The sequence below is a fragment of the Prauserella marina genome, from assembly GCF_002240355.1.
In the GTDB taxonomy this organism is placed as follows: domain Bacteria; phylum Actinomycetota; class Actinomycetes; order Mycobacteriales; family Pseudonocardiaceae; genus Prauserella_A; species Prauserella_A marina.
Genome location: NZ_CP016353.1, coordinates 5913714 through 5926583 on the forward strand (window position 1 = coordinate 5913714; position 12870 = coordinate 5926583).

At 67.2% G+C, this 12870-nt stretch carries 11 protein-coding genes; 5 read left to right on the top strand and 6 right to left on the bottom strand.

What is annotated here, in order from left to right:
• Positions 1 to 36 precede the first annotated feature (36 nt).
• Positions 37 to 1458, bottom strand: coding sequence for an aminotransferase class I/II-fold pyridoxal phosphate-dependent enzyme (locus tag BAY61_RS27300; RefSeq protein ID WP_091809049.1), 1422 nt, complete (start codon positions 1456 to 1458; stop codon positions 37 to 39).
• Positions 1459 to 1572: 114 nt separating this feature from the next.
• Between BAY61_RS27300 and BAY61_RS27305 the strand changes: the two genes are divergently transcribed.
• From BAY61_RS27305 to BAY61_RS27315, 3 genes are read left to right on the top strand one after another with little or no spacing between them, the layout of a single operon-like run.
• Positions 1573 to 2601, top strand: coding sequence for a tryptophan--tRNA ligase (locus BAY61_RS27305; protein ID WP_091809435.1), 1029 nt, complete (start codon positions 1573 to 1575; stop codon positions 2599 to 2601).
• Positions 2602 to 2614: 13 nt separating this feature from the next.
• Positions 2615 to 4462 carry a serine/threonine-protein kinase gene (locus BAY61_RS27310; protein WP_094168527.1) on the top strand — a complete coding sequence of 616 codons (1848 nt, stop codon included), beginning with the start codon at positions 2615 to 2617 and terminating at the stop codon, positions 4460 to 4462.
• A complete protein-coding gene (locus BAY61_RS27315) occupies positions 4459 to 6258 on the top strand; it encodes a serine/threonine-protein kinase (protein WP_281256839.1) in 1800 nt (599 codons plus the stop codon). Before BAY61_RS27310 ends, BAY61_RS27315 begins: the two co-directional genes overlap by 4 nt.
• A gap of 4 nt (positions 6259 to 6262) precedes the next feature.
• Here the strand turns inward: BAY61_RS27315 and BAY61_RS27320 are convergent, their stop codons facing one another.
• Positions 6263 to 6808 (bottom strand): NUDIX hydrolase, encoded by a 546-nt coding sequence (locus BAY61_RS27320; protein WP_245865484.1) that lies wholly within the window; start codon positions 6806 to 6808, stop codon positions 6263 to 6265.
• 306 nt (positions 6809 to 7114) lie between these two features.
• Here BAY61_RS27320 and BAY61_RS27325 point away from each other — a divergent pair, with 306 nt between their 5' ends.
• Complete coding sequence (locus BAY61_RS27325; protein WP_338061470.1) at positions 7115 to 8734, top strand: ABC-F family ATP-binding cassette domain-containing protein; 1620 nt, start codon at positions 7115 to 7117, stop codon at positions 8732 to 8734.
• Positions 8735 to 8778: 44 nt separating this feature from the next.
• Here BAY61_RS27325 and BAY61_RS27330 read toward each other — a convergent pair whose 3' ends face one another.
• On the bottom strand, positions 8779 to 9996 hold the full coding sequence (locus BAY61_RS27330) for an erythromycin esterase family protein (RefSeq protein ID WP_091803762.1): 1218 nt from the start codon (positions 9994 to 9996) through the stop codon (positions 8779 to 8781).
• Positions 9997 to 10118: 122 nt separating this feature from the next.
• Between BAY61_RS27330 and BAY61_RS27335 the strand changes: the two genes are divergently transcribed.
• Positions 10119 to 10814: a MerR family transcriptional regulator gene (locus BAY61_RS27335; protein ID WP_091803759.1), complete on the top strand. Its 696-nt coding sequence runs from the start codon at positions 10119 to 10121 to the stop codon at positions 10812 to 10814.
• A gap of 6 nt (positions 10815 to 10820) precedes the next feature.
• Here BAY61_RS27335 and BAY61_RS27340 read toward each other — a convergent pair whose 3' ends face one another.
• From BAY61_RS27340 to BAY61_RS27350, 3 genes are read right to left on the bottom strand one after another with little or no spacing between them, the layout of a single operon-like run.
• Positions 10821 to 11750 carry a hypothetical protein gene (locus BAY61_RS27340; protein ID WP_091803757.1) on the bottom strand — a complete coding sequence of 310 codons (930 nt, stop codon included), beginning with the start codon at positions 11748 to 11750 and terminating at the stop codon, positions 10821 to 10823.
• A complete protein-coding gene (locus BAY61_RS27345) occupies positions 11747 to 12457 on the bottom strand; it encodes an ATP-binding cassette domain-containing protein (protein WP_245865486.1) in 711 nt (236 codons plus the stop codon). The genes BAY61_RS27340 and BAY61_RS27345 overlap by 4 nt, the downstream gene beginning before the upstream one ends.
• The gene (locus BAY61_RS27350; RefSeq protein ID WP_091803752.1) at positions 12454 to 12843 is read right to left on the bottom strand and encodes a GntR family transcriptional regulator; all 390 of its coding nucleotides are present in this window, start codon (positions 12841 to 12843) and stop codon (positions 12454 to 12456) included. The genes BAY61_RS27345 and BAY61_RS27350 overlap by 4 nt, the downstream gene beginning before the upstream one ends.
• Positions 12844 to 12870 lie beyond the last annotated feature (27 nt).

A 12870-nucleotide genomic window follows, 5' to 3' on the forward strand; every position in this document is an offset into this window, starting at 1 on the left:
TCACGGGCCGGAGGCGCGGAACCGAGCGGCGACCGCTCAGTTCCCGGCAGAACCCATGCGCTCGTATTCCTCACGCACGCGCCGCCACGCGGAAAGCACATGGCGGCTTTCCGTCGCGGGGGATCCGAAAGCCATGCGCAACACCACACTGTCGCCGACCTTGGTGTGACTCAGGTACATCGCACCGGAGGCATTGATCCGCTCCATCAGTTCGAGCGTCAGCGCGTTGTGCTCGACCTCCGACCTTCCCGCCCACAACGGACGAAAGCAGACGAGTCCGAACGGCCGGTGCGCACGCACTTCGAAACCGGGATCGGCCTCGGCGAGCGTGGCGAATTCGGCCGCGTGCCGCACCCCGGTTCTGATGTGCCCACGCAACCCTTCCGCGCCGTACCAGCGAATCACCGACCACAATTTGAGCGCCTTGAACCGCCTTCCCAGCGGAATCTGCCAATCCCGGTAGTCGACGACCTCGCCGGAACTCGTCGCGGAGTTGCGCAAATACTCGGGCAATGTGGACAGTGCGGCGACCATCGGTGCGCTGTCCGCGATCCACAGCACACCGCAATCGAAGTTTGTCAGCAGCCACTTGTGCGGATTCGTTGCGTAGGAGTCGGCGTACTCGGCGACGCCGTCGTTGATCCAGCGCAGTTCGGGGCAGACAGCGGACACCCCGGCATACGCGGCGTCCACATGCAACCACACTCCGTGTCGCGCGCACACCTCGCCGATCTTCCGCACCGGGTCGACGGCGGTCGTCGACGTGGTACCGGTCGTCGCGCACGCCATGGCCGGTACGAGCCCCGCAGCGACGTCGTCGGCGACCAGTTCGGCGAGGTGTCCCGCATCCATCGCGAGGCTGTCCTGATCCACCCGCACGCTGCGCACGGGCACCCCGGCTATCCGCGCGGCGCGCTCCAGCGACGAATGCGTCTGCGACGAGACGTACACGGCGCATTCCTGTCGGTCACCACCCGCCCGCTCCAGCGCGGCGAGCAGAGCGACGAGGCTCGCCTCCGACGCGGAACCCTGGATGACCCCGCCGCCGGAACCGGTGGTCCGGAACCGCTCCGGAAGTCCGAGCAGTTCGGCGAGCCAGTCGACGACGACGGTCTCCAGTTCGGTGCAGGCCGGGCTGGTCGCCCACAACATTCCCTGCACGCCGAGCCCCGACGACAGCAGGTCGCCGAGGATGCCGGGGCCGCTGGAGTTCGCGGGGAAATAGGCGAAGAAGCCGGGATGCTGCCAGTGGGTGATTCCAGGCAACAACACATCACCGAGGTCGGCGAGCACGTTCTCGAACGGCTCACCCCGTTCCGGCGGGTGCGCGGGAAGCGCGGCCCTGATCGCGCCGGGCTCCACCCGCGAGCGCACGGGATGCTTTTCGATCGAGCCGAGGTAATCGGCGATCCAGTCGACGACCTGCTTGCCGTGGACGCGAAACTCTTCCGGAGTCATGTGCTCGGCCACGCACTCAGCCTAGGCCGACCTCCACCTCGGCAACAGCCGCTGGTAAGGGCGAAGAACTCACCTGAAACCGCCCGAACCGCGCTCATCAGTAGGATGGCCCGCATGCCACAACCCTCGGCGAAGGTTTCCCTCACCGGCATCAAACCCACCGGTGAGCCCCACCTTGGCAACCTGATCGGCGCGATCAGGCCCGCACTGCGGCTCGCCGAGGAGTACGACTCGGTGTATTTCATCGCCGACTACCACGCGCTCACGACCGTGCGCGATCCGCGGCTTCTCAGGCACTACACCCGTTCGGTCGCCGCGACCTGGGTCGCCGCCGGTCTCGATCCCGCGAGGACCACGTTCTACGTGCAGTCGGACGTGCCGGAGATCTTCGAGCTGAACTGGGCGCTGTCCTGCCTGACCGGCAAGGGCCTCATGAACAGGGCCCACGCGTACAAGGCGGCGAGGGACCGCAACGTCGAGGCCGGCGAAGAGCCGGACGCGGGCGTCAACATGGGCCTGTTCAACTACCCGATCCTGATGGCCGTCGACATCCTGATCATGGAGTCGGACGTCGTTCCCGTCGGCAAGGACCAGGTGCAGCACGTCGAGTACGCGGCCGACATCGCGGGCAGCTTCAACCACGTCTACGGGTCCTCGTACTCGTTCAAGATCCCGCAGGCCATCATTCCCGACGTGGGAACGGGGCACACCCTTCCTGGGCTCGACGGCCGCAAGATGAGCAAGTCCTACGACAACACCATTCAGCTCTTCCTCCCCGAGAACAAGCTGAAGAAGCTCGTACGGCGCATCCCGACCGACAGCACTCCCGTCGAGGAGCCGAAAGACCCTGACAGCTCAGCCGTTTTCCAGATCCTCGACCAGTTCGCGCCATCGGGATCGGCGGACATCGTCGCGGAGACCCGCAAGCGCCTCGAAGCGGGCGGCATGGGCTGGGGCGAGCTGAAGAACGTGTTGTTCGAGGTCCTCAACACCGAACTGACGCCGCTGCGCGAACGCTACGACGAGCTGATGAAGCCTGGCAGCGATCTCGACACGTATCTGGCGCAGGGCGCCGAAAAGGCACGCGACCGGGCGAGCGGGGTGCTGGGCTCCGTACGCGAGGCCATCGGCATCGGCCGCTAGCCATGCCGCAGTCGTGAAGCCGTTGGTCGCGGGTGAACCCGTCTGGATAGGCCGCTACCGCCTCCTGGCCCAACTCGGACAAGGCGGCATGGGACGCGTCCTGCTCGCACTCTCCCCAGACGGCAGACTCGCCGCCCTCAAACAAATCCACCCACACCTCACCAACAACCCCAACTTCCGCACCCGCTTCACCCACGAAATCACCGCATCACGCCACGTCTCCGGCGCACACACCGCACCCATCCTCGACGCCGACCCCAACGCACCAACACCCTGGCTCGCCACCCTCTACATCCCAGGCCCCAACCTCAACAACACCATCACCACCCACGGACCACTCCCCACCCCAGCACTCCACCACCTCACCGCAGGACTCACCACCGCACTCACCGACATCCACAACACCGGACTCATCCACCGCGACCTCAAACCCAGCAACATCCTCCTCACCACAGACGGACCCCGCGTCATCGACTTCGGCATCGCAAGGGCCGTCGACGACGATCCCGATCGGACACACACGGGGGAACTCGTGGGGTCGCCGGGATTCATGTCCCCGGAACAGGCGGAGGGCAAGCCACTCACCGCGGCCAGCGACGTGTTCGCTCTCGGCTCGCTTCTCGCGATGGCGGCGACCGGAAGAGCACCCTTCGACGGTGTGACGGCTCCACAGACGCTCTACAACATCCTCTACACCGAGCCGGATACTTCCGGGATTCCCTCGCCGCTGCGGGAGATCATCGCCGCGTGCCTCGCGAAAGACCCCGCACAGCGCCCTACACCGCAACAGATCCTCGACCACATCGGACCACCCCCGCCGACCAGCCAACCCTGGCCCGCCCCCATCCACGAGCAGATCACCAAACTGGCGGCCAAGGCTCACGCCGCGGCGCGCACGCCGCCGAAACGCAGCAGGCTCAAGGTGGCCGGTGCCGCGCTCGCGGCCGCTGCCGTCGGTGGCGGTGCCGTGCTCTCGGTCATGCTGATCGGCCTCACCGACCAGCAAAAGGGAACCGCGTCCGCCGCGGCTGCTCCCCCGAGCTCAGAGACCACTGTGGACGATGATCCGCTGAGCGCGAACCGGCTGCGCGCCGTCGATCCGTGCGCGGTGTTCGACGACGGCGTCGAACCGGTCATCGGCGTGCATTTCAACATGTGCACCTACACCGATCCGGACGGGCACTGGCTCGAACTCAAGATCGGTACCCATGTGCCATCCGATGCCGTCCCCTCCGACGAGATCGCGGGCTTGGCCGTCGGCGTGGACGAGTTCGGCAGCCGAGGGCATTGCAGGGCGACCGCCATCCTGCCGGAGGACCCTGCGAACGGCATCACGGTGCAGGCGGGGCCGGGAACGAGCGAGACGCCGAAGGACGACTACTGCGACAGCGCCAAGGAAGGGCTCGGCGACGCGATCGAGCGGATCACCTCGGGAACGGCGAACCGGACCGACGGCGAGGATTCACTGGCCACAGTGGACCCTTGCACCTTGATCGAGGCGGCGGAACTGCAACGCGTCTTCTCGATAGCGCCGACGACGGAGAAAGAGGGCCTGCACGGTTGTTCCTGGCAGGTCAACGGAAAGATCAAGCTCGACCTGGAGAACGCCGTACCTCCAGGAACGACCGAGAGCGAAAAACCCATCAAACTCGGCGACATCGACGCCTTCGAGCAAGCACAGCCAGCCGACGGAAGCCCTTCCTGCACGGTGAGCTGGAGCCACCGCGAATCAGGCAAAACATTCGACGAGGTCGTCCGGTTACGTTATCTGGCAACGGGAACCGGCCTTCCGGTCGAGGAAGTGTGCGGCAAGGTCCGGGAAGCAGCGGCTTCGATCATCCCGAGATTGCCGCAGTCGTGAAGCCGTTGGTCGCGGGTGAACCCGTCTGGATAGGCCGCTACCGCCTCCTGGCCCAACTCGGACAAGGCGGCATGGGACGCGTCCTGCTCGCACTCTCCCCAGACGGCAGACTCGCCGCCCTCAAACAAATCCACCCACACCTCACCAACAACCCCAACTTCCGCACCCGCTTCACCCACGAAATCACCGCATCACGCCACGTCTCCGGCGCACACACCGCACCCATCCTCGACGCCGACCCCAACGCACCAACACCCTGGCTCGCCACCCTCTACATCCCAGGCCCCAACCTCAACAACACCATCACCACCCACGGACCACTCCCCACCCCAGCACTCCACCACCTCACCGCAGGACTCACCACCGCACTCACCGACATCCACAACACCGGACTCATCCACCGCGACCTCAAACCCAGCAACATCCTCCTCACCACAGACGGACCCCGCGTCATCGACTTCGGCATCGCAAGGGTGGGAGAGGGCGCGGACCTCACCGGCACCGGAACGGTGCTCGGCTCGCCCTCCTACATGTCACCGGAGCAGGCTTCCGGACAACCGCTGACACCGGCGAGCGACGTGTTCTCGCTCGGTTCCGTGCTGGCCATGGCCGCGACGGGGCGCGGGCTGTACACCGGAGCCTCCGCGCCGCAGACGTTGTTCAACATCCTGCACACCGAGCCGGACCTTTCCGGAATTCCGGCGCCGGTTCGCGAGATCGTCGCGGCCTGCCTCGTGCAAGACCCCGCACAGCGCCCTACACCGCAACAGATCCTCGACCACATCGGACCACCCCCGCCGACCAGCCAACCCTGGCCCGCCCCCATCCACGAGCACATCGCCAAGCAGGAGAACGACATCAGGGTGCTGCTCGCCCTTCCGGCTCCTCCGCCACCTCCGACGAAGCGGAAGTGGCCGAAGGTCGCGGCGGCGGTGGCCGCCGTCGCCGTCGGGGTGGCTGGCACGATCCTCACGGTGAACCTGGCCGGTGGCGCCGACGAGCAGGGAACCCCGGCAAGCGCGGAGCCCATGCCGGTCGCCGAAGCTCTGCATCCCGACCGGCTCAGGAACACCGATCCGTGCAAGGTCTTTTCAGGTGAGGGAGATGGGCCGGAGGCTCAGGACTCCGACTACCTCGACCGGTGTGACTACCGGACCCCGTCGGGCGGGCGCTTCACGTTGAAACTCGGCGACGAGGTGACGACGGCGGGCGCGCGGGTGTCCGACCGGAAGATCGAGGAACTGGGCGTACTGCTGACGGACCTCACCGGTGGCTGCGAGGCGACGATCCAGCTTCCCGAGCTGCCGAGTTTCGGGATCACCGTGTCGAATTCGGCGAGCACCTCGTGCGTGGTCGTGCAGAACTGGCTCGCCGAAGCCGTGACCGCGCTGCGCTTGGGCGGCGGCGAGTGGGACGCGCCGGAATCCAGTGTGGTCCGTTCCGATCCCTGCGCGGTGGTATCGCCGGAAGCCGCGCGGGAGATCCTGGCACGACCGGCCACGACGGAACTGACGGGCCTGCGGGAATGCAGCTGGAACGCGGGCGGCACCGTGGTGCTCTCGATCGAGCAGGGCCGGGGTCCGCACACCGGCAGCGAGTATTCGGGGGTCGATGTCGGGGGCAGGGAAGCCACCGTGCGTGAGCTCACCAGCAGTTGCGTGATCAACTGGGCGCAGCGGCCGATCGACGAGAAGCGCACGGAGAACGTCAGCGTTCGCGCCATGACCGGCGAAGGTTCGTGCGACGTGGCGCGCGAATTCGCCGAGACCGCGCTCGAAGGACTGCCGCGAGGCTGAGCCGTCAGGTCGCCAGCCGATCGAGGAATTCCCTGACGTTGTCTTCCGCGACCTCGGCACGTGCGTCGCCGAGGGCGAACCAGCGCAGCGGAGCACCCGGTTCCTCCGGCACGGCCTCGTCCGGTGCCGATGTCGCCAGGACGAACCGCAGGTCGGCGTGCTCGTGTGCGGGTTCGTCACCTTTCGCGGGTACCCCGACGACCGCGACCTGCCGGAGGTCGGCGGAAGGCCACGGCCTGAGATCGGTGAGGCCGGTTTCCTCCTCGCCCTCGCGGTGGATGACGTCGAGCGGATCGGTCTCACCCGGGTCGCCGTGCCCGCCCACCAGCAACCACGACTGGTGCCGGGGATGCCAGCGCAGCAGCACCCTCGACGTCTCGGGGTGCACGATCACGGCCGATGCGGTGAGGTGCAGCGGCAGCGCGCGCGACCAGGGATCGGTTTCGCCCGCGACGAGGTCGCGCACCCTGGCGAGGTGGGCCGATTCGAGTGGGTCACGCGCCTCATATCGAGACAACATGTCGACAAGTGGACCACCGGCGACGATCATGGTCGCAAGACTAATCGGCTGCTCACCACGGCCGCACGCGCTTTTGAAGGACGGTCCCGATCCTGTGACCCACGCCAAAAACGGAGGGCGAACCGGGCAGCGCGTCTGTTACGGTCGACTGATGCAGTACCTCTACTTCCTCTGAGAGCCCGACGCCGGCCATTCCGGACGTCCGCGTCGCGCGGGCGCCGAAGGGCCGATGCCTCTGTCGTTGTCTCTCATTTCACGGGTTCCTCCGCGCGAGGGCAGAACTGTGTCTTCCGCGCGGCGCCCGTTCTTGGAGGAAGTGTGTCTATTACCCCGTCTGTGCTCGGGACGCGCTCGAACGGCGCGACCTCGGCACACATCAACGCGACCCGTGTGAACCTGTCCCGCGGTGGCCAACGCGTGTTGACCGACGTCGACCTCACGGTCTCGGCAGGAGAACGGCTCGGGATCGTCGGTGAGAACGGCCGAGGCAAGACGAGCTTGTTGCAGGTGCTGGCGGGAGCCCTCGCGCCAGATTCCGGTTCGGTGCATCGCGCGGGTTCGCTCGGCGTCGCGGAGCAGGAAATGACCGTCACCGAAGGTCGTACCGTCGGCGATCTCATCGACGTCGAATTGCGCGGAGCGCGAGCCGTGCTCAGGGAATTCGAGCGCGCTACCGAAGCACTCAGCGAGCAACATCCCGGCTCCGAACAGGAATTCGCCGACGCGCTCGCCGCGGCGGAGGCGATCGACGCGTGGGAAGCAGACCGGCGCGTCGACGTCTCGCTGGCCGCGTTGAGCGCCGTCACCGATCGCGAGCGCAGGCTGACAACCCTTTCGGTGGGGCAGCGTTACCGCATCCGGCTCGCCGGACTGCTCGGCGCTGGGCACGATCTGCTGTTGCTCGACGAGCCGACCAACCATCTCGACGCGGCCGGTCTGGACCACCTGACCACGAAACTGCGGGAACACCGCGGCGCCGTGGTGCTGGTCAGCCATGACAGGGCATTGCTGGCCGATGTCGTGATGTCGGTGCTCGATCTCGACCCGACCCGCGATGGCACACCCCGCGTGTACGGCGGCGGCTACGCGGGCTACCGGGAAGGGCATCGCGCGGAACGGGAACGCTGGGAATCCGACTATCGTGACCAGGTCGGCGAACGGCAACGGCTGGCGCAGGATCTTTCCTCGGCCCAAAACCGGCTTTCCACGGGCTGGAAACCCGAAAAGGGAACGGGAAAGCACACGCGCGCGACGCGAGCGCCAGCGCTGGTTCGGATGGTGCACCGGCGCCAGGTTGCACTGGAAGCACACGTCGTCGACGTGCCGAAGCCTCCGATGCGGCTGCGGTTTCCCTCGCTGCCGGCCATGCCGGGAAGCACTCTGCTGCATGCGGAGGAGGTGACGGTGAGCGGAAGGCTGGAAGCACCGCGAACGGTGCGGATCTTCTCCGGCGACCGCCTCGTCGTCACCGGAGCCAACGGTTCGGGAAAGTCCAGTCTGCTCTCGGTACTCGCCGGAACCCTCACGCCGAGTTCGGGCGCGGTGACGGCAAACCGGTCGGCACGGATCGCTTTGCTGGCACAGGAATCACCTCCGCAAGGTGAGCAGCGCGCCGTCGACCGCTATGCCGCCTTCCTCGGCGGACTCGTCAGCGCGGGAACGCTCGCGGACAAGGACCTTCCGAGTCTGGCACAACTCGGACTGCTGTCCTCTTCGTCGGCGGGACAGCCGGTCTCGCGGTTGTCGCTGGGCCAGCAACGGCGGCTCGACCTCGCGATGACCTTGGCCATGCGGCCACACGTGGTGCTGCTCGACGAACCCACCAACCACCTTTCGATGGGGCTCGTCGACGAACTCACCTCCGCGCTTGCCGAGACCGGGGCGGCGGTCGTGCTCGCCACACACGACAGGCAACTGTTGCGGGACACCGCGTCGTGGCCGCGGTTGTCGCTGTGAGCGGCGGTGCCGCCGAGCCACGCGCTCGGCGGCACCGCCACCGGCTACCAGAACCCGTGCCGTTTGCCGTCGGTGTCGGCGACGAAGACGACCGCGTCGGTGCCGTCCAGTTCATCGGGGTTCAGCGGAAGGTGACCGCGCACGATCGGTTCGCCCGCGCTGATCGCGGCGGGAAGCGCGGTCAGCAGAGCGGGGACGGGGAAGAGCGCGCGGCGGTCGGTCGCCGCCGCCAGCAGGCCCTGTAAGGTGCCGGGCTCGGCCGCCGGAGCCGCGTCGGTCGCCACGAACAGGTAGCGCTCGCCGAGTTCGAGCCCGGCGAGTGACCCCGCGCTCCCCCAGTTCGCCTCCTCCTCGCCCGAGGGCATGCGCGATCGACCGGCCCGTAGGTGCGCGTTGTGCGCGAACGCCAGTACCGGCCCGCGTCGGCGTTCCCTTTCGACGATCGCCAGCAGGTTCTCCGCCATCATCTCGGCGCGCAGGCCGCGCAACGCGCCGACGCGCTCGGGCGAGGGAGTCGCCATGGCCGCGTGATAGCGCGACAACCCCTTGGCAGTACGCACGTGAGCGACAGCCGCGGCGTAACCGCCGGGGTCGGCCGACCGCAGAGCCGGTGCCGCGCGACACAGCGCGCTGGCGAGATCGTCGGCGACGATACGCAGGTCACGAGCACGATCGGAGTTGCCGATCGAGGCCGCCGGATCGAACATCGCCGCCGGATTCGTCCACGCCGCCTCCTCGGCGTCGTTCTCGCCGAGGCCGCGAACCGATCGGGGGCGCAGCGACGGCGGCAGGTAGTCGCCGACGAAGCGCAGCGAGGGAACCGGGCTCGGTGCACCGGAGTACTCCAGTGGCGCGTCGAAGCCGTGGAAACGCACGCGGTCGCGTTCCTCGCGGTCGGCGTTGTACTCCCGCAGCCATTGGACGAGTTCCCGATTGCCCGGCACGGCACCGAATCCGTGACTGAATCCGGTCGCGAGCACGTCCTCGATGTCCGTGGCAGCGCCGTTCACGTAGTCGTCGACGAGGGAAGCGGCGAAGAAGTCGGTTTCCAGTGCGATCGAGCGGTACCCACGTCGCACGAGCTGACCGAGAAGTTCGTTGCGCAGCAACGGGAAAGCCGCGATTCCGTGGGTCGGCTCCCCGAGCGCGAGCAGGGTCGGTGGCTCGGTACGCGCGGCAATCAGCTCGTCGACGGCGAGGCCGAGGCTTACCGGATCGTCGAGTTGGCTGCCGATCCCGCGCAATGCCGTGGCAGTGGACATGGTTTTCCCTTCGCCAAGGATTCACGTCTGAACTGCCTTAGACGCTATCGTTGAAGAGTCGAGTGAAACTTCCACACGATATTTACAGGTGACAGCGCATCGAGTCTCAAAAGGAGGTCAACCTGCGCCCCATCGACCTGGCGAGGGAACACGGACTGTCCACGCAGGCGGTCCGCAACTACGACGACGCGGGCGTCTTCCCTCCAGCCGAGCGGACCGAGACCGGCTACCGGCGCTACACACCGCTGCACGCGCAGGCCCTGCGTGCTTTTCTCGCGCTGCGCCGCGGGCATGGCCACCGGCAGGCAACGGAAATCATGCACGCGATCAATCGTGGCGACCTCGATTCCGCCTACCGGCTCATCGACGCCGCACATGCCTCGCTGCTCACCGAACGCGGCACGAGGGCCGAGGTCGCCATGGCACTCGGTACCCTCTCGACAGCCGCACCGCCGATCTCGCCCGGCCCGCCGCTGACCGTCGGCGAGCTCGCCTTCCGGATCGGCGTACACGCCGCGACGCTGCGAAGCTGGGAAACCGAGGGCATCCTGCACCCGGAGCGCGAAAAGGCGACGGGCTACCGCAGGTACGGTCCGGACTGCGTGCGCGACGCCGAGATCGCCAGACAGCTCCGCAGAGGCGGCTACCCGCTACCCCAGGTCGCCCGGTTCCTCGATTCACTGCGCGAGGCGGGCGGAGAGGACGCGCTGACCGAATTCCTCGAAGCCTGGCAGGAGCGGCTGGCGCGGCGGGGCCGCGACCTGCTGGCCGGAGCGGCCCAGCTCGACACCTTCCTCACGCTGCTCGACCATCGATAGCATGGGTCAGTTCAGCCTGCGGTTGACGAACCAGAACGTCAGCGCGACGCACCCGGCCGCGAGTGTGAGGAAAAGACCGGCCTCGATGGCCTGGAGGGTCCAGAACCGGTCGGCCGGCTGAATCGGGTACCGCTCGAAGAAACCCTTGGCAGCCATGGCATCGGTCAGCTCGGTGCTGCCGTTGATCGGACCGGGATCCGGGATACCGGCGCGATCGAAAGCGGCGGCCCTTTCGTGAACGGCGCCACCGGCATCGACGAAAACCGGAGACCCCGTGCGCAGCGAACCGATCCCCGGCGACGGTGCGAGCACCGGTTCGAGATAGTACGGGCGCACGAAGTTCTTCACCGCGACGAAAAGCGGAAGGAACACGCCGAGCGTGATCGCCATACCCGCGAGGGTTCGGCGGGTCAGTGCTCCCGCGGCGACACCGAGCAGGAAGCCGAAGAGACAGGTCGCCGGAAAGGAGACCAGTCCGAAGTCGAATGTCTCGTACCAGCCCTCCCTTTCCAGCCCCGGCGCGTACCACCACGCATAGGCAGCGGCGAAGACAGCGCCGAAGAGCACCGAACACGAGCCGAGGAAAAGCAGGCGCGACCGCAACCACCTGCCACGCGCGACGTCCTGGGTCCAGGCGAACCGGAACGTGTGATGTTCGAACTCGCCCGCGACGAGCGGCGCGCCGAGAAACATCCCCGCCAGCGCGGGCAGCAGCGGGAACAGCACAGCCGCGTAGTTGCGGATCCCGAAGATCAGCTCGGCCCACGCACCGCAGCGCGCGGGGTCGGAGCCGGTGAAGCAATGCGGCAGCACGTCCGCCGTCAGCGTGTTCCGCATGCCGAAGCCCATGGCGACATAGCCACCGGCGAGGACGAGGAAAACCGCGCCGAGGACGGCAATTTTCACCCTGTGCTGCCGCCAGGCAAGCCAGATCACGCCGGAACCTCCTCGGAATCGAGACAGCGCATGATCAGTTCCTCGACGTTGTACTCGTGGCCGTGCGCGTCGAGCAGTTCGTCGACGTCACCGGCCAGCCGCACCCTTCCGCGATCGAGTACGACGAGGTAGTCGCACAGCCGCTCCAATTCGGACACCACGTGTGAGGAAAGGACGATCGTGCAGTCCCATTCGGCTTTAACCGCCATGAGCGTGGCCATGAGATCCCTTCTGGCGACCGGATCGAGGCTTGCGACCGGTTCGTCGAGCACGAGCAGCCTCGGCCGCTTCGCCAGTGCGAGCGCGAGCGCCACCTGCGCGCGCTGACCTCCGGAAAGCGCACCGATCCTGCGGTCGGCCGGGATGTCCAGTTCGGACAGCCGCTCGGTGACGACCTCGGGAAACCACCTGCGGTTGAGGCGTTTTCCCGCCTCGATCATGTCGCGGACGCGAAACGACTCGTACATCGCGTGCCGCTGATCGAGGTAGGCGACCGCGCCAGACTCGCCCGCGCCGCCGAACACCGACAGTTCCCCCTCCGTCGGGCGAAGCAGGCCGACGAGAAGGTTGAGCAGTGTCGATTTTCCGGCTCCGTTCGGCCCGACGAGCCCGACGACCCTGCCGGTGTCGATGTCGAGGGTGCAGTCCCGCAACCCCCACGTGCGGCCGTACCGTCTGCCGAGGTTTCTGGTGCTGATCGCGGTCACGGGTTCTCCTCTCGTAAGTCGTGTAGTGCGGCGGAAACGAGAGCGGCGATGTCGTCGGGATCCATCCCCGCTCGCCGCGCCGTCGTCAGCCATTCGGTCAAGCCCGCCCGCAGTTCGGCCCGCTTTTCCTCGTCGAGGCCGGTGAACTCACGCTCGACGAACGTGCCCTTGCCCGGCCTGCCTTTGGCAAGCCCCCTGTGTTCGAGTTCGCGGTAGGCCTTCAGCACCGTGTTCGGGTTGATCACCATCCCGGCGGCCACCTCCTTGACCGTGGGAAGCCGGTCGCCCGCGCGTAACTCGCCAAGCCGGACAGCGCGCTCGACCTGCTGCACCAACTGGAGATACGGCGGCACACCGGAACCGCCTTCGAACCGGAACCGGAACACGTCATCACCTCGCCCCATTAACCTAGG